Source organism: Cronobacter sakazakii (genome assembly GCF_000982825.1).
Lineage (GTDB): Bacteria > Pseudomonadota > Gammaproteobacteria > Enterobacterales > Enterobacteriaceae > Cronobacter > Cronobacter sakazakii.
In genome coordinates this window covers 1,301,872-1,324,277 of record NZ_CP011047.1, presented here as the reverse complement: position 1 = coordinate 1,324,277, position 22,406 = coordinate 1,301,872, and the positions used below count along the sequence as shown (strand labels likewise).

The 22,406-nt window shown below is 58.4% G+C and carries 19 protein-coding genes; 11 read left to right on the top strand and 8 right to left on the bottom strand.

The features are described from left to right. Window positions 1-19 precede the first annotated feature (19 nt). From yrfG to hslO, 3 genes are read left to right on the top strand one after another with little or no spacing between them, the layout of a single operon-like run. Window positions 20-700, top strand: coding sequence for a GMP/IMP nucleotidase (gene yrfG / locus CSK29544_RS06115; RefSeq protein ID WP_007899776.1), 681 nt, complete (start codon window positions 20-22; stop codon window positions 698-700). Continuing rightward, entirely contained in the window at window positions 700-1,101 is a 402-nt protein-coding gene (gene hslR / locus CSK29544_RS06110) for a ribosome-associated heat shock protein Hsp15 (protein ID WP_004385531.1), read from the top strand. The genes yrfG and hslR overlap by 1 nt, the downstream gene beginning before the upstream one ends. A 23-nt stretch (window positions 1,102-1,124) precedes the next feature. Continuing rightward, window positions 1,125-2,003: an Hsp33 family molecular chaperone HslO gene (gene hslO, locus CSK29544_RS06105; protein ID WP_004385530.1), complete on the top strand. Its 879-nt coding sequence runs from the start codon at window positions 1,125-1,127 to the stop codon at window positions 2,001-2,003. 48 nt (window positions 2,004-2,051) lie between these two features. Here the strand turns inward: hslO and CSK29544_RS06100 are convergent, their stop codons facing one another. Beyond that, window positions 2,052-3,740, bottom strand: coding sequence for a DUF4153 domain-containing protein (locus CSK29544_RS06100; protein WP_007899779.1), 1,689 nt, complete (start codon window positions 3,738-3,740; stop codon window positions 2,052-2,054). 428 nt (window positions 3,741-4,168) lie between these two features. Between CSK29544_RS06100 and pckA the strand changes: the two genes are divergently transcribed. After that, the gene (gene pckA, locus CSK29544_RS06095) at window positions 4,169-5,788 is read left to right on the top strand and encodes a phosphoenolpyruvate carboxykinase (ATP) (protein ID WP_007797082.1); all 1,620 of its coding nucleotides are present in this window, start codon (window positions 4,169-4,171) and stop codon (window positions 5,786-5,788) included. A gap of 60 nt (window positions 5,789-5,848) precedes the next feature. Here the strand turns inward: pckA and envZ are convergent, their stop codons facing one another. Both envZ and ompR read right to left on the bottom strand, forming a co-directional pair. Further along, window positions 5,849-7,195 (bottom strand): two-component system sensor histidine kinase EnvZ, encoded by a 1,347-nt coding sequence (envZ, locus tag CSK29544_RS06090; RefSeq protein WP_004385526.1) that lies wholly within the window; start codon window positions 7,193-7,195, stop codon window positions 5,849-5,851. Continuing rightward, window positions 7,192-7,911 (bottom strand): osmolarity response regulator transcription factor OmpR, encoded by a 720-nt coding sequence (gene ompR, locus CSK29544_RS06085; RefSeq protein WP_004385525.1) that lies wholly within the window; start codon window positions 7,909-7,911, stop codon window positions 7,192-7,194. The genes envZ and ompR overlap by 4 nt, the downstream gene beginning before the upstream one ends. A gap of 341 nt (window positions 7,912-8,252) precedes the next feature. Between ompR and greB the strand changes: the two genes are divergently transcribed. The 5 genes from greB to feoC all read left to right on the top strand — a co-directional run bounded on the left by greB (window position 8,253) and on the right by feoC (window position 14,582). Next, on the top strand, window positions 8,253-8,726 hold the full coding sequence (gene greB / locus CSK29544_RS06080; RefSeq protein WP_004385524.1) for a transcription elongation factor GreB: 474 nt from the start codon (window positions 8,253-8,255) through the stop codon (window positions 8,724-8,726). Between the two features lie 112 nt (window positions 8,727-8,838). Further along, a complete protein-coding gene (locus CSK29544_RS06075) occupies window positions 8,839-11,166 on the top strand; it encodes a Tex family protein (protein WP_007899804.1) in 2,328 nt (775 codons plus the stop codon). Between the two features lie 613 nt (window positions 11,167-11,779). Then, the gene (feoA, locus tag CSK29544_RS06070; protein ID WP_004386395.1) at window positions 11,780-12,004 is read left to right on the top strand and encodes a ferrous iron transporter A; all 225 of its coding nucleotides are present in this window, start codon (window positions 11,780-11,782) and stop codon (window positions 12,002-12,004) included. 26 nt (window positions 12,005-12,030) lie between these two features. After that, window positions 12,031-14,346: a Fe(2+) transporter permease subunit FeoB gene (feoB, locus tag CSK29544_RS06065; RefSeq protein ID WP_007899809.1), complete on the top strand. Its 2,316-nt coding sequence runs from the start codon at window positions 12,031-12,033 to the stop codon at window positions 14,344-14,346. After that, window positions 14,346-14,582, top strand: coding sequence for a [Fe-S]-dependent transcriptional repressor FeoC (gene feoC / locus CSK29544_RS06060; protein WP_004386393.1), 237 nt, complete (start codon window positions 14,346-14,348; stop codon window positions 14,580-14,582). Before feoB ends, feoC begins: the two co-directional genes overlap by 1 nt. Before the next feature lie 45 nt (window positions 14,583-14,627). Here feoC and CSK29544_RS06055 read toward each other — a convergent pair whose 3' ends face one another. Next, entirely contained in the window at window positions 14,628-14,897 is a 270-nt protein-coding gene (locus tag CSK29544_RS06055) for a YdgH/BhsA/McbA-like domain containing protein (RefSeq protein ID WP_004386392.1), read from the bottom strand. Window positions 14,898-14,978: 81 nt separating this feature from the next. Beyond that, window positions 14,979-15,758, bottom strand: coding sequence for a pimeloyl-ACP methyl ester esterase BioH (gene bioH, locus CSK29544_RS06050; protein ID WP_007899815.1), 780 nt, complete (start codon window positions 15,756-15,758; stop codon window positions 14,979-14,981). 39 nt (window positions 15,759-15,797) lie between these two features. On the opposite strand from bioH, the gene gntX reads away from it, so the two are divergent. Continuing rightward, window positions 15,798-16,475 (top strand): DNA utilization protein GntX, encoded by a 678-nt coding sequence (gene gntX, locus CSK29544_RS06045; RefSeq protein ID WP_029039084.1) that lies wholly within the window; start codon window positions 15,798-15,800, stop codon window positions 16,473-16,475. A gap of 58 nt (window positions 16,476-16,533) precedes the next feature. After that, the gene (gene nfuA, locus CSK29544_RS06040; RefSeq protein WP_004386390.1) at window positions 16,534-17,109 is read left to right on the top strand and encodes a Fe-S biogenesis protein NfuA; all 576 of its coding nucleotides are present in this window, start codon (window positions 16,534-16,536) and stop codon (window positions 17,107-17,109) included. Between the two features lie 159 nt (window positions 17,110-17,268). On the opposite strand, the gene cspE is transcribed toward nfuA, so the two are convergent. From cspE to malP, 3 genes are all read right to left on the bottom strand, one after another. Then, window positions 17,269-17,481, bottom strand: coding sequence for a transcription antiterminator/RNA stability regulator CspE (gene cspE, locus CSK29544_RS06035; protein WP_004386389.1), 213 nt, complete (start codon window positions 17,479-17,481; stop codon window positions 17,269-17,271). Window positions 17,482-17,750: 269 nt separating this feature from the next. After that, the gene (gene malQ / locus CSK29544_RS06030; protein ID WP_007899821.1) at window positions 17,751-19,859 is read right to left on the bottom strand and encodes a 4-alpha-glucanotransferase; all 2,109 of its coding nucleotides are present in this window, start codon (window positions 19,857-19,859) and stop codon (window positions 17,751-17,753) included. A gap of 10 nt (window positions 19,860-19,869) precedes the next feature. Continuing rightward, window positions 19,870-22,272, bottom strand: coding sequence for a maltodextrin phosphorylase (malP, locus tag CSK29544_RS06025; RefSeq protein WP_029039085.1), 2,403 nt, complete (start codon window positions 22,270-22,272; stop codon window positions 19,870-19,872). Window positions 22,273-22,406: the final 134 nt, after the last annotated feature.

The following is a 22,406-nucleotide window of genomic DNA, read 5'->3' as shown; positions in this document are numbered from 1 at the left end:
TCCTCAGGCGGGAGTTCCCATGACTATTGATATCGCCTGGCAGGACGTTGATACCGTTCTGCTGGATATGGACGGCACGCTGCTGGATCTGGCGTTCGACACCTTCTTCTGGCAAAAGCTGGTGCCCGAAACGCTAAGCCAGCAGCGCGGCATCTCGCTGGATGACGCCCACAATCATATCCGCGCCGAATATCACGCCGTGCAGCATACGCTAAACTGGTACTGTCTGGATTACTGGAGCGAGCGCCTGGGGCTCGATATCTGTGCCATGACGACCGAGCAAGGGCCGCGCGCGTTGATACGTGAAGATACCGTGCCGTTTCTCGACGCGCTGAAAGCCTGCGGCAAGCGACGTATTTTGCTGACCAACGCGCATCCGCATAATCTGGCGGTCAAGCTTGAGCATACCGGGCTTGCTCAGCACCTTGATTTATTACTTTCCACCCACACATTTGGTTATCCAAAAGAGGATCAGCGGTTATGGCAGGCCGTTGCCCGGCACACCGGCCTTGATAAGTCGCGCACGCTGTTTATTGACGACAGCGAGCCGATTCTCGATGCCGCCGCGCGGTTTGGTATTCGCTACTGCCTTGGCGTCACCAATCCCGATTCAGGCGTTGCGGATAAAAACTATCAGCGCCACCCGGCGCTTGGCGATTACCGGCGTCTGATCCCCTCGCTGCAAACCGAGGAGTCGTGATGAAAGAGAAATCCACCGAAGGGGTTCGCCTGGACAAATGGCTCTGGGCGGCGCGCTTCTATAAAACCCGCACGCTGGCCCGCGAGATGATCGAAGGCGGCAAGGTGCACTACAACGGGCAACGGACCAGACCGAGTAAAATTATCGAACCGAACGCGGTGTTAACGCTGCGTCAGGGAAACGATGAACGCACGCTGGTGGTAAAAGGCATTACCGATCAGCGACGACCGGCAAGCGAGGCGGTACTGCTGTACGAAGAGACGGCAGAAAGTATCGAAAAGCGCGAAAAACTCGCGCTGGCGCGTAAACTCAACGCCCTTTCCATGCCGCATCCGGATCGCCGCCCGGATAAAAAAGAGCGCCGCGATCTGATCAAATTTAAATTTGGCGACAGCGAATAACCGTCACGCCAGGAGAGAGAATAATGGCTCAACACGACCAACTACACCGCTATCTTTTTGAAAATTATGCCGTGCGCGGCGAACTGGTGACGGTTTCAGAAACCTGGAAACAGATCCTTGAAAACCATGACTATCCGATGCCGGTTAAAACCTTGCTCGGCGAGCTGCTGGTCGCCACCAGCCTGCTGACCGCGACGCTGAAATTCGCGGGCGATATCACCGTTCAGTTACAGGGCGACGGCCCGATGACGCTTGCCGTGATTAACGGCAACAACCGCCAGCAGATGCGCGGCGTCGCGCGCGTACAGGGCGATGTTCCGGCGGATGCCAGTCTGAAAACGCTGGTGGGCAATGGCTATCTGGTCATCACCATTACGCCGGAAGAAGGCGAGCGCTATCAGGGTGTCGTCGGTCTGGAAGGCGATACGCTGGCCGCGTGTCTGGAAGATTACTTCATGCGCTCCGAACAGCTGCCGACCCGTCTGTTTATCCGCACCGGTGAAGCGCAGGGCCAGCCTGCCGCAGGCGGCATGCTGTTGCAGGTGCTGCCGGCGCAGGACGCCCAGACGGATGATTTCAACCATCTGGCGACGCTGACCGAAACCATCAAGGCGGACGAGCTGTTCACGCTGCCTGCCAACGATGTGCTGTGGCGTCTCTACCACGAAGAAGAAGTGACCGTTTACGATCCGCAGGCGGTGGAGTTCAAATGCACCTGCTCGCGCGAGCGCTGCGCCGATGCGCTGCGCACGCTGCCGGATGAAGAAGTCGCCCAGATTCTGGAAGAAGACGGCGAAGTGGATATGCACTGCGATTACTGCGGCACCCACTATGTTTTCGACGCGATGGATATCGCCGGGATCCGTAAAAACGCCTCCCCGGCCGATCCGCAGGTACACTAAAGCCTGCTGACGCTTCCCGCCGCCTGGCGGGAAGCGCTTTTTTTACGCTTACTGATAGTTTATCGGGATCCTCACCCCGCCAATTTCCACATCCTGCCAGGTTTTCTCTTTTCCTTTGATCTGATTTTCGCGCAGCGCCTTGTCGAATTTTTCGCGCGTCAGACTGCTGGGAATCTCCTGGCTCCAGCCCGCCTGCCGCCACTGGCCGTTCTCGCGCATCGTGACGATACAGCTTCGCGTGTCGCTACTGCACAGCAGCACTTCATTTTGCCCGTCATGATTCAAATCGAGCGCCGCCACAACGCAACTGCCCTTCTCATATAAACAGCCGCGCACGCTGTAGGTGTCTTCTTTGCGCACCCACTGCCACCAGCTCTCTGCAGGTGCCTGCGCCCCTGCGGCAAGCGTAATGGCGTCGCGCAGGTCGTCATCGGCCACCGTCGAGTTGCTGTCCAGCAGATCGCGCAGCGCCTGACGATTCTCTTTATCGGCCATAAAAGCCGGGGTATGGCGAAGTTCATTCAGTGCCGCCTGGCCGCGGCGTCCGGCGTGTTGCAGCATATAAAGACTCATCAGGTCGGCCTTTTGCGCCCCGCTCTCATAACGCGCCATCTGGCTCTCCACGCTGATGCGCCACGGGTCGAGTACTGGCGTATGGCTTAAAACCAGCAGCGCGAGCGAGAAGAGCATGACAACTCGGCCGCCGCGATCGCCTGCCGGTTCATCGCCCTTCATACGGTTAATCGCCTGCAGCGTGGCGCACACCGCCCAGCACATCACCGTCGCCGTGATAAGCGCCGCGTAAACGCGCCACGGCGTCCAGCCATATTGCTGCACGCGCAGCCACAGTGACCACCCGGCGAGCGCCGAGAAAAGCGGTGTGACGATAACGCCGGTGTTGTTCAGCAGACGCAGCGCTTTATGCGGTGACGGCGCGCAGGCCAGCCCGGAAAGCGCGAGCAAGACCAGCGCCAGCGTATTCAGCAGGGCGTTACAGGAGGTGCGCGCCGCAAGGCCGCTCAGACCAACAAACGGCAGCGTCGCGAGAAACAGCAGCGCGATAAGCGCGGCGAGCGGCAGCAGGCCGGATGCCGCCAGCGTCAGAAAACGCATCAGCGCCTCGGTGATGCGCGTCTGGCTGCGGCACAGCAGCAAACATACCGCGCCGGAAACCGTCGCCATGACATAAACAAAGAGCGGCGTGTCGAAAAACAGAATGTCAAAGAAGCGGATATCCACCGCGTTAAAGAGTTTCGCCCACAGCAGCAGCACGCCCCAGAACACACCGGCGAGCGCCAGCGCCAGCAGCAGCGCGACGCCGTTATTCCACAGCGCCAGACGACGTGAAACAGGCGCGCCGGACGTACTGTCACGCTGCAGCCAGGGGAGCGCCATAAAGAGCGTGGCCGCCAGGTGGAAATACCAGGTGGCGATCATTTCACCCGCGTCCAGCTCATCGACGCCCGAAACAGACCAGCGCATCCAGCCCGACATCACGCCTACCAGCACCAGCAGCGCGCCCGTCATCCACCAGAAACGCAGCGCGCGCAGGCGAGTCGCCGCCAGCGCCACACTCGCGCAGAGTGTGATGGCCAGCGAGTGCAGCACCAGCGCCGATCCCTGGCTCATCGCTATCAGGCTGTGCGGACCGGTTAAAAACATCAGCAGGCCGCAGAGCGCGGCAATTATCACGATGCCCCAGCGCGTCGCGGGCGCCAGAGGATGAAGTTCAGACATGACGATAATCCTTTAAAAATGCATTCACGCGGTGAAGATAACGCGCCTGCGTGAAGTGAACGTGAAGTGGGAAAAGACGCGTTTCGCTAGCCAGATCCGGGCGCGTATTCGCAAAAGTCCGTTTATCCTGTGCGATCCCCCGCCGGTTTTGGTTTTCACAGAAAAGATAATTTTCTTCAGGAAAGCGCTTACAGTCACAAAGTGCGGGTTTGGCGGGTGGCTTTTATAACATATTCGGAACAATTAACGCGTACACAGATAAAATGTTGCCATACTCTGAGACCCGTCGTGACCGGTCTCACAGAATTTTCCACTATGGCGCGCCTGGCAACCCATCAGTAACGTAAATCTATGAAGCCTGTCGCGGTTAACGTCCCCGGAATGACCCTACACTTTCAGATAGTATAAATTGGCTAAGGAGCAGTGAAATGCGAGTTACAGGCATAACCCCGCAGGATCTCAAGGCTTACGGTATCAACGACGTCCAGGAGGTGGTTTATAACCCCGATTACGACACCCTTTATCGCGAAGAGCTTGACCCGTCGCTTGAGGGTTACGAGCGCGGGGTACTGACGGATCTGGGTGCGGTCGCCGTCGACACGGGCATTTTTACCGGCCGTTCGCCGAAGGATAAATACATCGTTCGCGACGACACCACGCGCGATACGCTGTGGTGGTCCGATAACGGCAAAGGCAAAAACGACAACAAACCGCTGACGCCAGAAACCTGGCAGCATCTGAAAGGCCTGGTGACGCAGCAGCTCTCCGGTAAACGTCTTTTCATCATCGACGCTTTTTGCGGTGCCAATCCGGACAGCCGCCTGTCGGTGCGTTTTATTACCGAAGTGGCCTGGCAGGCGCATTTCGTTAAAAACATGTTTATTCGCCCGTCCGATGATGAACTGGAAGGCTTCGAGCCGGATTTCATCGTGATGAACGGCGCGAAATGCACGAACCCGGACTGGCAGGCGCAGGGGCTGAATTCCGAGAACTTTGTAGCCTTTAACCTGACCGAACGGATGCAGCTGATTGGCGGCACCTGGTACGGCGGCGAGATGAAAAAAGGCATGTTCTCGATTATGAACTACCTGCTGCCGCTGAAAGGCATCGCCTCGATGCACTGCTCGGCGAACGTCGGTGAAAAAGGCGATGTAGCGGTATTCTTTGGCCTCTCCGGCACCGGCAAGACGACGCTTTCCACCGATCCGAAACGCCGCCTTATTGGCGATGACGAACACGGCTGGGACGATGACGGCGTGTTTAACTTCGAGGGCGGCTGCTATGCCAAAACCATTCGCCTCTCCGAAGAAGCCGAGCCGGATATCTATCACGCCATTCGACGCGACGCGCTGCTGGAAAACGTCACCGTGCGTGACGACGGCAGCATCGATTTTGACGATGCCTCTAAAACCGAAAACACCCGCGTCTCCTACCCGATTTACCACATCGATAACATCGTGAAGCCGGTGTCGAAAGCGGGCCACGCGACGAAAGTTATCTTCCTGACCGCCGATGCGTTCGGCGTTCTGCCGCCGGTATCGCGCCTGACGGCCAGCCAGACGCAGTATCACTTTCTCTCCGGCTTTACGGCGAAACTGGCGGGCACCGAGCGCGGCGTGACCGAGCCGACGCCGACCTTCTCGGCCTGTTTCGGCGCAGCGTTCCTGATGCTTCACCCGACGCAGTACTCTGAAGTGCTGGTAAAACGTATGCAGGCGGCGGGCGCGCAGGCGTATCTGGTCAATACCGGCTGGAACGGCACCGGCAAACGCATCTCCATTAAGGATACCCGCGCGATTATCGACGCCATCCTCAATGGTTCGCTGGACGACGCGGAAACCTTTACGCTGCCGCTGTTTAATCTGGCGATTCCGACCAGTCTGCCGGGCGTCGATGAACGCATTCTCGACCCACGCAATACCTACGCCTCGCCGGAACAGTGGCAGGAGAAAGCGCAGCAGCTGGCGCAGCTCTTTATCAGCAACTTTGAGAAATACACCGACACGCCTGCCGGTGCCGCGCTGGTGAGCGCAGGCCCACAGCGCTAACGGGTTAAATGTAAAAACGGCTCCGTAAAGGAGCCGTTTTTTTATGGCGTGAAGAGAAAACTAGCTGTTTTTAACTACCGTCGTGCCTACCGGCACCGGCAGCCAGGCGCGAATGCGTAACCCACCGCGCTCGCTCTTGCCGATATCCAGCAGGCCGTGGTGATTGTCGATAATACGTTGCACAATCGCGAGCCCCAGCCCGGTGCCGCTGGTGCTGCGGGCGCTGTCGCCGCGCACAAACGGCTGCAGCAGGTGCTTGAGCTGGGCAGGCTCAATGCCCGGCCCGTCATCTTCCACCTGAAACCAGGCGCGGTTGAGTTCCGTGCCGCTACTCACTTTGATCCAGCCGTTACCGTAGCGCGCGGCGTTGACCACCATATTCGCCACGGCGCGCTTGATAGAGAGCGGATGAATGCGCAGCGGGATCTCGCCGCTTTGCAGCGCTGTTTCTATCTCACGCTCATAGCCGCTTTCCGAGGCGATCACCTCGCCCAGCACCGCGTTAAGATCGGCGGTTTCCAGCGGCATCTCCTGCCCGGTGCGCAGGTAGTCAATAAACTGCTCGATGATGTCGTTGCACTCTTCGATATCTTTATTGATAGATTCCGCCAGATAGCCGTCGCCTTCGCTCATCATTTCGGTGGCGAGGCGAATTCGCGTCAGCGGCGTGCGTAAATCGTGACTGACGCCCGCCATCAGCAGCGTGCGGTCGTCCGCCAGTTGCTTCACGCCTGCCGCCATATGGTTAAACGCGCGCGTCACCGAACGCACTTCGGAAGCGCCATATTCGCGCAGCGGCGGCGGAATAATGCCTTTACCGACCTGCAGCGCGGCGTGCTCCAGCTCCACCAACGGCCGGTTCTGAATGCGGATAAACAGCCAGGCCCCGCCAATCGCCAGCAGCATAATCGCGAGCGTATAGCGAAACAGCGGCGAGAAATCGCCCTGATGGATTTCGGTGAGCGGTACGCGCACCCAGATGTTGGGCGACAGCCAGGTTTTCAGCCACACCACCGGCGAGCTTTTATTGACCTCGACGCGCACTTCCGTCGGGCCGCCAAGCTGCTGCGCCATCTGCTGGCTTAAGAACTCATAATGCTGCGCCCAGCGCAAACCCGCCTCTTCCGCCGCCTCGTTGGCATAAAGCGAAATCCCCAGCTCGCGGTAGATCTCCCGACGAAACGCCGGCGGCACCACCAGCTGCGTCCCGTCCTCCAGCTGCAGTTTATCGGTCATCAGCATACGCACTTCGTAGGCCAGGACTTTATTAAACTGCTGGAGGCTCGGCAGGATGGCGAAGTTAAGCACCACCAGGTAAGTCGTCACCAGGCTTGCGAACAGCAGGGTGACGATAAGAAGCAGCGTGCGGGCAAAAGAACTGCGAGGCGAGAAGCGCAGCTTCCTCATGCTTTAGCGCCGTCCGGCACAAAAACGTAGCCCAGGCCCCAGACGGTCTGGATATAGCGCGGATGCGCCGGATCTTCTTCCACCATGCGGCGCAGACGGGAGATCTGCACGTCGATGGAGCGCTCCATCGCGGAGTATTCACGGCCGCGCGCCAGGTTCATCAGCTTATCGCGCGACAGCGGCTCGCGCGGGTGGCTGACCAGCGCTTTCAGGACGGCGAATTCACCGCTGGTAAGCGGCATCGGCTCATCTTCACGGAACATCTCGCGGGTACCGAGATTGAGCTTGAATTTCCCGAAGGCGATAATCGCTTCTTCCTGCGACGGCGCGCCCGGCAGTTCGTTGGCCTGACGGCGCAGAACCGCGCGGATACGGGCCAGCAGCTCACGCGGGTTGAACGGTTTAGGAATATAGTCGTCGGCGCCAATCTCCAGCCCCACGATACGATCGACCTCTTCGCCTTTCGCGGTGACCATGATGATAGGCATCGGGTTGCTCTGGCTGCGCAGACGGCGGCAGATAGAAAGCCCGTCTTCACCAGGAAGCATCAGATCAAGCACCATCAGGTGGAAGGACTCGCGGGTCAGTAGGCGGTCCATCTGTTCGGCGTTTGCCACGCTGCGCACCTGGAAGCCCTGCTCGGTGAGGTAACGCTCAAGCAGCGCGCGCAGGCGCATATCGTCATCCACCACCAGAATCTTGTAATTTTCCTGCATTGTGTTTACTCCCAAAGGCTCAAACAGTTGTAACGCCATTCTAAAAAAGTGTGCGTCAGCCGGTGAGTTAAATCTGGTATATATTGTAGTCGAAATTGTTACAAAGCATATTTAACAGCAGCTTATCTTCACTTTTCATCACAAAACCGACGTATCCCCAGGGGGCGATATGACGACGCTGCTAACCTCAGCTTTCATCATAAACGAACTGGCGCATTTCGTATGCTGGCCGGGTTGTTTCTGGCATGTGGAACAGGCGCGTTTTCACGCGCCAGGCGCTTCACATTCGCTACCGCGCCCGCTAAGGTACGGACGTTAAAATTCTCAGCGAAGGCCAGCCGATGAAAACGCCGTTAATAACCCGCGAAGGCTACGAAAAACTGAAAAAAGAGCTCGATTATCTGTGGCGCGAGGAGCGGCCCGAAGTCACCAAAAAAGTGACCTGGGCGGCAAGTCTTGGCGATCGCAGTGAAAACGCCGATTACCAGTACAACAAAAAGCGCCTGCGCGAAATCGACCGCCGCGTGCGCTATCTCACCAAATGCCTTGAGAACCTGAAAATCGTCGATTATTCGCCGCAGCAGGAAGGCAAAGTCTTTTTCGGTGCCTGGGTTGAGGTGGAAAATGACGACGGCGACGTGAAGCGTTTTCGTATCGTCGGCTATGACGAGATTTTCGGGCGCAAAGATTACATCTCCATCGACTCCCCTATGGCCCGCGCGCTGCTCAAAAAAGAGGAAGGCGACGTGGCGACCGTCCAGACGCCGGGCGGCGAAGCCACCTGGTATGTAAACGCCATTGAGTATGTAAAGTAGCCCTTTGCGGATAGCTCCGAAACCCGCCGCGGGCGCGGCTACGGCTGGCATTTTTACCCTTCAGTCCGTATAACTGTGCCCTGACTTTTTGTACATAACAGATGATATTGCCATGATGAATGATTCGCTCAGTCGTATTATCGCCAGTGAGCTTCAGGCCAGGGCTGAACAGGTAGACGCTGCCATTCGCCTGCTTGATGAAGGGAACACCGTGCCGTTTATCGCACGTTATCGTAAGGAGGTCACCGGCGGTCTGGACGACACCCAGTTGCGCCAGCTGGAGACGCGTCTGGGTTATCTGCGCGAACTCGAAGAGCGCCGTGCGGCTATCCTCAAATCGATTGCCGATCAGGGCAAACTGACCGATGAACTTCAGGCGGCCATTACCGGCACCCAGAGCAAAACCGAGCTTGAAGATCTCTACCTGCCTTACAAGCCGAAGCGCCGTACTCGCGGGCAGATAGCGATTGAAGCGGGCCTTGAGCCGCTCGCTGACCTGTTGTGGAACGAGCCGTCTCACGACCCGGAAGCGGAAGCCGCAAAATTTATCAACGCCGATAACGGCGTGGCCGACACCAAAGCCGCGCTCGACGGCGCGCGTTATATCCTGATGGAGCGCTTTGCCGAAGACGCGGCGCTGCTCGCCAAAGTGCGCGACTACCTGTGGAAAAACGCGCATCTGGTTTCTACCGTGGTGCCAGGCAAAGAGGAAGAAGGCGCGAAATTCCGCGACTACTTCGCCCATCACGAACCGATCGCCACCGTGCCGTCGCACCGTGCGCTGGCGATGTTCCGCGGTCGCAACGAGGGCGTATTGCAGCTCTCGCTGAACGCTGACCCGCAATTCGACGAGCCGCCGCGCGAAAGCTACTGCGAACAGATTATTACCGATCATCTTGGCCTGCGCCTGAATAACGCCCCGGCCGACAGCTGGCGTAAAGGCGTGGTGAGCTGGACCTGGCGCATCAAAGTGCTGATGCATCTGGAAACCGAGCTGATGAGCACACTGCGCGAGCGCGCCGAAGACGAGGCGATTAACGTGTTCGCCCGTAACCTGCATGACCTGCTGATGGCCGCGCCTGCCGGGCTGCGCGCCACAATGGGCCTCGATCCGGGCCTGCGTACCGGCGTTAAAGTGGCGGTGGTTGACGCCACCGGCAAACTGGTCGCGACCGATACCGTCTATCCGCACACCGGCCAGGCGGCGAAAGCGGCGGTCGTCATCGCCACGCTGTGCGAGAAGCACAATGTGGAGCTGGTCGCTATCGGCAACGGCACCGCCTCGCGCGAAACCGAGCGTTTCTTCCTCGACGTGCAGAAGCAGTTCCCGAAAGTGACGGCGCAGAAAGTGATTGTCAGCGAAGCGGGTGCGTCGGTGTATTCCGCCTCTGAGCTGGCGGCGCAGGAGTTCCCGGATCTCGATGTGTCGCTGCGCGGCGCGGTCTCTATCGCGCGTCGTCTGCAGGATCCTCTGGCGGAACTGGTGAAAATCGACCCGAAATCTATCGGCGTGGGCCAGTATCAGCATGACGTCAGCCAGAGCCAGCTCGCGCGTAAACTGGACGCGGTGGTGGAAGACTGCGTGAACGCCGTGGGCGTCGATCTCAACACCGCGTCGGTGCCGCTGCTGACCCGCGTGGCGGGCCTGACGCGCATGATGGCGCAAAATATTGTGGCCTGGCGCGATGAGAACGGTCAGTTCCGCAACCGCCAGCAGTTGCTGAAAGTCAGCCGTCTGGGGCCGAAAGCGTTTGAGCAGTGCGCGGGCTTCCTGCGTATTAACCACGGCGATAACCCACTCGACGCCTCAACGGTTCACCCGGAAGCCTATCCGGTGGTGGAGCGCATTCTGGCGGCGACGGAGCAGTCGCTGCGTGATCTGATGGGCAACAGCAGCGCGTTGCGTAACGTGAAGGCGGTAGATTTTACCGATGAGCGTTTCGGCGTGCCGACCGTGACCGACATTATCAAAGAACTGGAAAAACCCGGCCGCGACCCGCGCCCGGAGTTCAAAACCGCTCAGTTCGCCGAAGGCGTGGAGACGATGAACGATCTGCAGCCGGGCATGGTGCTGGAAGGCGCGGTGACCAACGTGACCAATTTCGGCGCGTTTGTGGATATCGGCGTGCATCAGGATGGTCTGGTGCATATCTCGTCGCTCTCCGACAAATTCGTCGAGGATCCGCACACCGTGGTGAAAGCGGGCGATATCGTAAAGGTGAAAGTGCTGGAAGTCGATTTGCCGCGTAAGCGTATCGCGCTAACCATGCGTCTTGACGAGCAACCCGGCGAAGGCAACGCGCGGCGCGGCGGCGGAAGTAGCCGCGAGGCGCAGAAGCGTCCGGCGCAGAATAACCGTAAACCGGCGCGCGACAGCAGCGCAGGCGGCAACAGCGCGATGAGCGACGCGCTCGCCGCCGCGTTCGGTAAAAAGCGGTAATCCGCAGTTATGGAACAAGAAAGGCCGGGAAACCGGCCTTTTTTATTATTTTTGGAGGGTGCCATTGGCGGGTGCGCTTCGCTTACCCGCCCTACGTTTCGGCAGGCGTTTTGGTTCCGTAGGGTGGGTAAGCGCAGCGCACCCACCACACCATAACGGGCAGTTTGCGTGTTTGTAGGGTGGGTAAGCGCAGCGCACCCGCCTTTCTTCGACAGGTAAAACACCTCGCCGCCTTAAAAAGCCTCACATCCGGAAATAAACGCCAACATGTGCGCGGTTACATTTTTCATTTTAATAACAACAGGCACTAATAAATAACATGCCGAACGCGCACAGGAATAAATTGTCTGTACGTTTAAATTTAATTAAATGAAAAATAAAGCATAAATAAATTGAAAACTTTTATTGCAAATACCCCATGCCGCATTTTTTTGCGCCAGAACAAATAAACCTCAGAAAGTCTCGCCGCGCTGCAATATTCTATTGAAGATAAAAACCATTCTCATTACCATCTTAAGCAGATAAACAACGCCTTCCCGCGCAATAATCGGCTCCCGGCCGCTGTATCGCCACGGTTCACCGCCGCTGAGCGCATTCGGAATAAGCAGGTCCTATGCAATTCACACCTAATAGCAGCTGGAAAATTACGGGTTTCGCCCGGGAAATTAGCCCGGCCTATCGCCAAAAACTATTGTCTCTCGGCATGCTGCCGGGCTCATCGTTTGAGGTAAAACGCGTGGCTCCGCTGGGTGACCCGATTCATATCGAAACCCGACGCGTAAGCCTGGTGCTGCGAAAAAAAGATCTGGCGCTTTTGCAGGTTGAAGCAGCCCGCTGAACTATTTCTGTGTTGAGTTAACGCAAATGAAAAAATTAACCATCGGCTTAATCGGCAATCCGAACTCCGGCAAAACCACGCTGTTTAACCAGCTCACCGGTGCGCGGCAGCGCGTGGGCAACTGGGCCGGCGTGACGGTCGAACGCAAGGAAGGCAGCTTCGCGACGACCGATCATCAGGTAACGCTGGTCGATTTGCCTGGCACCTACTCTCTGACCACCATCTCCTCACAAACCTCGCTCGATGAACAGATCGCCTGCCACTACATCCTTAGCGGCGAGGCGGACATGCTGATAAACGTGGTGGACGCCTCCAACCTTGAGCGCAACCTCTACCTGACGCTGCAACTGCTGGAGCTCGGCATCCCGTGCGTGGTCGCGCTCAACATGCTCGATATCGCTGAAAAGCAAAATATTCGCATTGATATCGACGCGCTGGCGAAACGCCTCGGCTGTCCGGTGGTGCCGCTGGTCTCCACCCGCGCACGCGGGATAGACAGCCTGAAGCTCACGCTTGACCGTCACACGCGCAACGAGACTATCGAGCGTGTGCATTACCCCGCCCCGCTCGTTGACGCGGCCGAAACGCTGGCGGCGGTGATGCCTCACGAACTCACCCTCCAGCAGCGCCGCTGGCTCGCCCTGCAAATGCTTGAAGGCGATATTTACAGCCGCGGCATCGCGGGCGCTGCCGCCGCACGGCTTCCGCAAATCCAGGCACAGCTTGCAAGCCAGCTTGACGACCCGGCGCTGCACATCGTTGACGCCCGTTATCAGAGTATTTCGACGATTTGCGATGCGGTCAGCAACAGCCTTACCGCCGAACCGCACCGCCTCACGGCCGCGCTGGATAACATCATTCTCAACCGCTTTCTGGGCCTGCCCATTTTTCTTGGCGTGATGTATCTGATGTTTCTGCTCGCCATTAACATCGGCGGCGCGTTGCAGCCAATTTTCGACGCGGGTTCTGTAGCCGTGTTCATTCACGGGCTGCAATGGGTCGGCTATACGCTGCATTTTCCCGCCTGGCTGACGCTGTTCCTGGCCCAGGGGATTGGCGGCGGTATAAATACCGTGCTGCCGCTTGTGCCGCAGATAGGCATGATGTACCTGTTTTTGTCATTTCTTGAAGATTCGGGTTATATGGCCCGCGCGGCGTTTGTGATGGATCGCCTGATGCAGGCGCTGGGCCTGCCGGGTAAATCGTTCGTTCCGCTGATTGTCGGCTTTGGCTGCAACGTGCCGTCTGTGATGGGTGCCCGTACGCTCGATGCGCCGCGCGAACGGCTGATGACGATTATGATGGCGCCGTTTATGTCCTGCGGCGCGCGTCTGGCGATTTTCGCCGTGTTTGCCGCTGCCTTTTTTGGCCAGCAGGGCGCGCTGGTGGTCTTCTCGCTCTATCTGCTCGGCATTGTGATGGCCATCCTGACCGGCCTGATGCTGAAATATACGATCATGCGCGGCGAAGCCACGCCGTTCGTGATGGAGCTGCCGGTCTATCACGTACCGCACCTGAAAAGCCTGCTGCTGCAAACCTGGCAGCGTCTGAAAGGCTTCGTGCTGCGCGCCGGGAAAGTCATCGTCATTGTCAGTGTGTTCATTGGCGCGCTGAATAGCTTTTCGTTCAGCGGCAAGACCGTGGACAACATTAACGACTCCGCGCTGGCTTCCGTCAGCCGTGTACTGACGCCGCTTTTAACGCCGATCGGCGTTCATGAAGATAACTGGCAGGCCACCGTTGGGTTATTCACTGGCGCGATGGCGAAAGAAGTGGTCGTCGGCACGCTGAATACGCTTTATACCGCCGAGAATATTCATGAAGCGCCATTTGACGCGGCCAGTTTCAGTCTGAAGGACGAACTGACCGCCGCGCTGGCGGAAACCTGGCAGAGCCTGAAAGATACCTTTAGCCTGAGCGTGCTGGCGAACCCGATTGAGGCAAGCAAAGGCGACGGCGAAATGGCAACGGGCGCGATGGGCGTGATGAGCGCGAAATTTGGCAGCGAAGCCGCCGCTTATAGTTATCTGATCTTCGTGCTGCTCTACATTCCCTGCATTTCGGTGATGGGCGCTATCGCTCGTGAATCGAGCCGCGGCTGGATGGGCTTTTCGATTCTCTGGGGGCTGAATATCGCGTATTCGCTGGCGACCCTGTTCTACCAGGGCGCGACTTTCCAGGCGCATCCGCTCTTTAGCCTGACGGCGATGCTGGCGGTGGTATTGTTTAACATAGCGCTGCTGACCGCGCTGCGCCGGGCGCGCAGCCGGGTCGATGTCAGCCTGCTGGCGCCACGCCGCGAGGCGCGCTGCTGCGAAACCACCGCCGGAGAGTGTCACTGATGGCAACGCTAATCGAAGTGCGCGATCTGCTGGCGCTCTCGGGCAGAATGGACGCGCAGCGTATCAGTGAACAGCTCGCGACGCCGCTGCCGCTGGTCAACGCGATGCTCAGTCGCCTGGAAGCGATGGGAAAAGCGGAACGTCAGGAGGAGTGGCTGTCGGGCTGCCTGAGCGGTAGCTGTCGCCACTGCCCGGAAGGCAAGGCGTGCCGTAAAGAGGTGTGGCAATTGCGCTAACAGACAGGGCGGGCCTGATGCCCGCCCTTTTTATTGATAAACGCGTTATTTATACACATCCGCCGTGGCGTGAATGTCTTTGCCGGTTTTCTCGCCGCTGGTGATGACATAATATTTGCCACCCATTTCATCGGCTTTCTTAACCAGTTCGGCTTTCGCATCCATCGGCGCGGTGCCTTTGTCAGAGACGATAGTGCCGATTTTGGTGAGATTCATCTCTTTGACTTTATCTTTTTGCAGCTCCTGTGCCGCCATCGCGCCAAAAGAGAGCGACCCCACAACCACAGACAACAGCATACCGGTGCGTAATTTCATATGAATGACTCCCTGCTCAGATGATGTGAAGGGCGGGATAAAAACGCCCGATAACAATGACATCTAAAGTATGGCGCGCTTTTACCGGTTTGCCAGGCGAGCCTTCAGCGCCAGCAGCGCATCGCAGAATTCGCGCGGGTGAGAGATGAACGGCGCATGAGCCGCTTTCTCAAATACCTGCGATTCGCTGTCAGGAAAACGTGCATCAAGCAGCGCAGCGACCTTGCGCGGCACCAACCCGTCGAGACGGCCGTAGAGGCGTAAAAACGGCCCCTGCCAGGCGGTAAGCGCCTCGCGCAGATCGACGGTTTTCAGGATCTCCAGCCCGCCGTTTAATACGTCAGCACCAGGCATCGGCTGCGCCAGCACGATGGATTTCAGCACGCGCGCGTCCTGGCGCGCCGTCTCGGTGCCGAGCGTTTGCAGCGCGAGAAAACGCTCGACCGTACGCTGAAAATCCTCGCTCAGCTGACGCTGAAAACCGCTTAAAACTTCCGGCTTGATGCCGGGCCAGTCGGCACCCGCCTGAAAACAGGGCGATGAAGCGACCGTCACCAGCGCGTCAACGCGCGACGGTTCACTGAGCGCGACCTGGCTTGCCACCAGCCCGCCGAGGCTCCAGCCGAGCCAGATGGCGCGTTCGGGCGCGCGGCTCGCCACCAGACGCGCCATCTCGTCAAGCGTCAGCGCGCCATAGCCCTGGCTGCGCCCGTAACCCGGCAGATCCACCAGGTGCAGCGTAAAGTGCGAGCTTAATTCCTGCGAAATGCAACGCCACACTTCGGCATTCAGCCCCCACCCGTGCAGCAGCACAAGATGACAATTTCCTTCGCCCGTGGTCTGCCACCAGATGTCGTTCATCCGTTACTCTTCTCATGATTGATGTACAAGGAGGTCGTCATGCTAACAATACCGGGGATGTGTTGGCTATGCCGGATGCCGCTGCGCGTGCCGGGATGGGGAATTTGTTCGCGCTGCCAGCGGCGGCGGCAGGTGGCGGTGTGCCCACAGTGCGGCATGCCTGCCGCGCTTGAGACGCAACCATGCGGCCGCTGCCTGCAAAAGCCCCCCGTCTGGCAACGGCTGCTCGCCGCGAGCGATTACGCGCCGCCGGTAAGCGGGCTGGTGCATCAGTTGAAATTTCAGGGATGTACCGCGCTTGCGCCGGCACTCGCCCGTTTGTTGCTGTTAAAAATCCTGGCGGCGAAACGCGCAGACACCCTTCCCAAAGCGGATCTTATCATCAGCGTGCCACTGCACCGCACACGCGCCTGGCGGCGTGGTTTTAACCAAAGCGCACTTATCGCCAGGGCGCTGTCACGCTGGCTTGGGATACGCTACGCGCCGGACGCGGTAGCGCGAATCAAAGCGGCTCCGCCCCAACGGCAGCTCAGCGCCCGCCAGCGGCGCAGCAACCTGAAAAACGCCTTCCGGGTTGAATTACCGGTGGCGGGTCTCCATATCGTTATTGTGGATGATGTCGTCACAACAGGGAGTACTGTTGCCCAAATCGCGCGCCTGCTTAAGCGCAACGGCGCGGCGACTGTCCAGGTATGGTGCCTGTGTCGAACCTTGTAGAGCCTCGATGATGGGCGTATTATAACCAACTAAAATAGTCAACTATTAGGCCATTGCTATGATCCGTATTTCCGATGCCGCCCAGGCACACTTTGCCAAGCTACTGGCAAGCCAGGAAGAAGGGACGCAGATCCGCGTATTCGTTATTAATCCAGGCACCCCGAATGCTGAATGCGGCGTGTCTTACTGCCCGCCCGACGCCGTGGAAGCTACGGATACCGCACTGAAATTCGACCTGCTCACCGCGTATGTCGACGAACTGAGCGCGCCGTATCTGGAAGATGCGGAAATCGATTTTGTGACCGACCAGCTGGGCTCGCAGCTCACGCTGAAAGCGCCTAACGCGAAAATGCGTAAAGTGGCGGATGACGCGCCGCTGATGGAGCGCGTGGAGTATATGCTGCAGTCGCAGATTAACCCGCAGCTGGCAGGCCACGGCGGTCGTGTCACGCTGATGGAAATCACCGACGAAGGCTACGCCATTTTGCAATTCGGCGGCGGCTGTAACGGCTGTTCTATGGTGGACGTGACCCTGAAAGAAGGTATTGAGAAGCAACTGCTGAACGAGTTCCCGGAACTCAAAGGCGTGCGCGATCTCACCGAACACCAGCGCGGCGAGCACTCTTACTACTAAGCGCTATCGCCCGCCATTAAAAAAGCCCGCTTTCAGCGGGCTTTTTTTTCGCGTATCCTCGGAATAAAAAAACCCGCACAAGGCGGGTTCTTTTTTGCGTCGATTTCACTGCTCAGGGCTGACCCGTCATCGCTGTCGGAAACCGCGCAGAGCGAGCGATTAGATGGCAGTTACGTTCGCAGCTGCCGGGCCTTTCGCGCCGCTTTCAACGGAGAAAGAGACCTTCTGGCCTTCTTCCAGGGTTTTGAAGCCGTTGTTCTGGATAGCGGAGAAGTGAACGAAAACGTCCTTGCTGCCGTTGTCCGGAGTGATGAAGCCGAAACCTTTTTCCGCGTTAAACCATTTTACTAAACCAGTCATTTTGTCAGACATGTTATCACCTTAAAAAATCATTGAGCCTTACGGCGTTGCGTGGCCTGCATAACAGAATTTACTTAGCGCTTATGGAGGAGACTCAAAAAGAAGGGATATCTTGGGATAACACTTGAAATGAGAACTGCTTTACTAAACTGCTTTTCGACGGGTCTGTCTCGCAAACCGAGGAGTGCATTAACGCATGATGGCTCACACAACGCAAGCTTTTTATTGCATCTGTGAAAAATAGTCGCCCCTGCGCATGTGCAAGACGCAGGGGCGAGCGATTACTTACGTTTTGCTGGCTTAACCGCCGACGCGGCGCGGCGACGTTTATCCAGATCTTTAATCAACCGGTTCACGGTGTCATCAGCAAACATCGCTTCCAGCCCGACGGTGAGCTTGCGCCGCCAGTTTTTATACTGATCGCTGGTGCCCGGCACGTTGACCGGCTGCGCCATATCCAGCCAGTCTTCCGGCTGCAGACCGAGCAGCGCGCTGTTGCTGTCGGCGATATAGCGCTGGAGCGCGCGGTTCAGCGTGGCGCCCATTTTCATGCGCGCGGCGTGATGCCCTGCGCGTTTCGGCAGGCAGCCATGCTGGTGCAGGCTCTCCAGCAAACCCTGTTTGGCCCGCTCGCGATCGGCGTACAGCCCCTTTAACACCTCTTCGTCGGGATAAAGCCCGAGCGTTTTCCCAAGCGTTAAATCGCCGCTTTCCCAGTAGCCGCGCAGCGTCGGCAGATCGTGCGTGGTCGCGACCGCCATCGCCTGCGACGTCCAGCGCTTCGGCGCGCGGAAGCGGCTGCCGCCTTCGTTTTCAAAGTAGAGCACTTTGTACGAATAGACGCCGCTGTCGCGCAGCTTGCCGACAATTTCCGCCGGAACCGTACCGAGATCTTCGCCGATCACCATGCAGCGGTGGCGCTGGCTTTCGAGTGCGAGGATCGCCAGAAGATCGTCGACCGGATACTGCACATAAGCGCCTTTATCCGCCGTTTCGCCATAGGGGATCCACCACAGACGCAGCAGCGACATCACATGGTCGATGCGCAGCGCGCCGCAATTCGTCATGTTGGCGCGCAGCAGTTCGATAAACGGCTCGTAAGCGCGCGCCTGCATCACGTGCGGATCCATCGGCGGCAGGCCCCAGTTCTGACCGAGCGGCCCCAGAATATCCGGCGGCGCGCCAACCGATGCTTTCAGACAGTACAGCTCACGGTCGCACCAGGTTTCCGCGCCGCCTTCCGCCACGCCGACCGCCAGATCGCGATACAGCCCGATCGGCATACCGTGCGACTGACTGGTCTGCCAGCAGCGGGCAAACTGCTCATACGCGAGCCATTGCAGCCAGAGGTAGAAATCGACCTCATCAGCGCGGTTTTTACAAAACGCCTGCACTTCCGGGCTGCTGGTGTTCTGATACGCTTTCGGCCAGGCGGGCCAGCCCCAGCGCATCGGATCTTCCTGCGCCTGCCAGGCGTGAATGGCGTCGAACGCCGCCTGCCAGTAGAGGCTTTCGCCCGCGCGCGCCACGAAATCGCGAAACGCCACCACATCGTCATCATCCGGGCCGCGCGTGGAGAAGCGCGCCCAAGCCATTTTCAGCGCGGTGAGCTTGAGCATGGTCACGGTGGAGTAATCGACCCACTGCGACTCCCGGGCGGCTTTCAGCGCCTGCTGCGTGGACTTAAGCTTCCACCACGTCTGCGCCTCATCGCTGCGCCTGAAATCCTCCACCGCGTTCACGTCGATGTAAATGACGTTAAGCCAGCGGCGAGAAGACGGACTGTACGGGCTTGCGCTCTCCGGGTTCGCCGGATAAAGCGCGTGAATCGGGTTTAAACCGATAAACGCGCCGCCGCGTGGGCCCACTTCATTCAGCATCGCTTGCAGATCGCCGAAATCCCCGATGCCCCAGTTATTTTGCGAGCGCAGCGTATAAAGCTGGACGCACGCGCCCCAGAGTTTTTTACCCTCACGCAGCGCCTGCGGCTCATAGCAGCGCTTCGGCGCGACGATAAGCCGACAGTGCCAGCGGCTGTCGTCACGCGTGAGCGTCAGCGTGTGATACCCCTCGTCAAGCTTCGCCGGGAGCGTCAATGCCTCGCCGCCGCGCGCGTTGCCGCTAAACTGCTCGCCGGTTTCGCTGGTGAGCAGCCAGTGGTAATCGCCGCGGCCCTGCGGCGTTAACTGCATACGGCGGCTCTTCGCCACCACTTTTACCGGCGGCAGCGGCGATTTATCGGCCGCTTTCGGCGCGGCCTCCGGGTTCATCGCTTCCAGCAAACGCCGTTTGGTCTCAGCGCCAATCGCCTGCGGTTTGCCGTGCGCATTGATGTAGTTAGGGCTAATCCCCGCCGCAAGGGCGGAGGAGTCAAGGCGTTTGCTTTCCATGGCGGCTCCTTTAGCGTTTTGCCTGCCAGATACGTTGCTGATAATCGCGGATGGAGCGGTCAGAGCTGAACATGCCGCAGCGCGCGGTGTTGAGGATTGCCGCACGAGTCCAGGCTTCCTGGTCGCGGTAGAGCACATCCACCTGCTTCTGGGCTTCAACATAGGCCGCGAAGTCCGCCATCACCAGGTACGGGTCGCCGCCCTGTTTCCCGAGGCTATGCAGCATCTGATCGAAGGCGTGTTTGTCGCCGTTTGCGTAGACGCCTTTTTCCAGCTCTTTGAGCACTTCATCCAGCAGTTTGTCTTTCTTGCGCCATTTCACCGGGTCATACCCTTTGGCTTTCAGCGCTTTCACTTCTTCAACCGTGTGGCCGAAGATAAAGATATTCTCTTCGCCCACCTGCTCAGCAATCTCGACGTTCGCGCCATCCAGCGTGCCAACGGTAAGCGCGCCGTTAAGCGCAAGCTTCATGTTGCCGGTACCGGATGCCTCTTTGCCGGCAGTCGAGATCTGCTCGGAGATATCCGCTGCCGGGATCATCATCTCGGCGACCGAGACGTTGTAATCCGGCAGGAAGACCACTTTCAGCTTATCGCCGACCTGCGGATCGTTATTCACCGCCTGCGCGACTTTGTTGATAGCGTAGATGATATTCTTCGCGAGGTAGTAACCCGGCGCGGCTTTTGCGCCGAACAGGAAGACGCGCGGCACGCGGTTCGCGTTCGGGTTTTCGCGAATTTCTTTATACAGCGCCAGGATGTGTAGCAGGTTGAGATGCTGGCGTTTGTACTCGTGCAGGCGTTTGATCTGCACGTCAAACAGCGCGTTCGGGTTGATTTCAATGCCGGTGCGGGCGTGAATATACGCCGCCAGACGCTGTTTATTTTCCTGCTTGATGGTGCGGTAAGCTTTGCGGAATGCCGCGTCGTCGGCATATTTCTCAAGGCCAGCCAGCGCGTCGAGATCGTTTACCCACTCTTTTTTCAGCGTTTTGTCGATAAGTGCCGCCAGCGCCGGGTTGCACTGTTTGATCCAGCGGCGCGGCGTAATGCCGTTGGTCACGTTGTGGAATTTATTCGGCCAGAGCTGGTGATATTCCGGGAACAGATCTTTGACGACCAGATCGGAGTGCAGCGCTGCCACGCCGTTCACCGCAAAGCCGCTCACCACGCAGAGGTTCGCCATACGCACCTGGCCGTTGTGTACCACGGCAAGTTTCGCCCAGACAGCCTCGTCGCCCGGCCAGGTTTTCGTCACCAGTTTTTTAAAGCGCGTGTTGATCTCTTTGATTATCTGCATATGACGCGGCAGCAGCGTGCGGATCAGGCGCTCGTCCCAGCACTCCAGCGCTTCCGGCATCAGAGTGTGGTTGGTGTAGGCGAAGGTGCGGCTGGTGATCGCCCAGGCGTCGTCCCAGCTCAGCTGATGCTCGTCGATCAGCACGCGCAGCAGTTCCGGGATGGCGATGGTCGGGTGCGTGTCGTTGAGCTGGATGACTTCGTGATCCGGCAGCTCGGCCAGCTTGCGGCCCGCCAGATGATGACGGCGCAGAATATCGGCAACGGAACAGGCGCACTGGAAATATTGCTGCATCAGGCGCAGCTTTTTACCCGCCTGATGGTTGTCGTTCGGGTAGAGAACTTTAGTCAGTTTTTCCGCGTCGATGCCCTGCTGCTCGGCACGCAGGAAATCGCCGTCGTTAAATTTGGTCAGATCAAACGGATGGGCGTGCGTCGCCTGCCACAGACGCAGCGGCTGCGCCACGCTGTTACGATAGCCCACCACCGGCAGATCCCACGCTTCGCCGGTGATGATAAACCCTGGCACCCAGCGCGCGGTTTTTCCCTCTTTGACCACTTTCCCGCCGATGCCGACCTGCACATCCAGCGCCTCGTTATGGATAAACCACGGATAGCTGCGGCGGTGCCAGTCGTCCGGCGCTTCCATCTGCTTGCCGTCTTCAAAAGACTGGCGGAACAGACCGTACTGGTAGTTCAGTCCATAACCGGTCGCGGACTGTCCTACGGTCGCCATCGAATCCAGGAAGCAGGCCGCCAGACGCCCCAGACCACCGTTGCCAAGCGCCGGATCCGTTTCCTGCTCCAGCAGATCGCCCAGATGGATATTGTGGCTTTCCAGAATGCGGCTCACCTCATCGTGCCAGCCGAGATTGAGCAGGTTGTTGCCGGTCAGACGACCAATCAGGAATTCCATCGAGATGTAGTTCACGTGGCGCTGTTTCGCCTGCGGCTGATGCGCCGGGATCGCCACGAGCATGTCTGAGAGCGCGCCGCTGACCGCCTGCCACCACTGGCGCTGCGTCATTTCTTTGGCGCTGTGTAAACCAAAACGCTGCCACTGACGGGTCAGCGCAGCCTCGAATTCGGTCGGATTAAAGGTGGGCTGTGACATAGTAAATCGGAGTCCTGTAGCAAAAATAAGGAGAATTTTCGCTAGTTTGCCCCGCCCCCTGAGTGAATTCCTCCTCCTGCGCAGGATTAGCCAGGGAGGAGAAACGGGGAGTAGCAAAAACTGTGATCTACGGC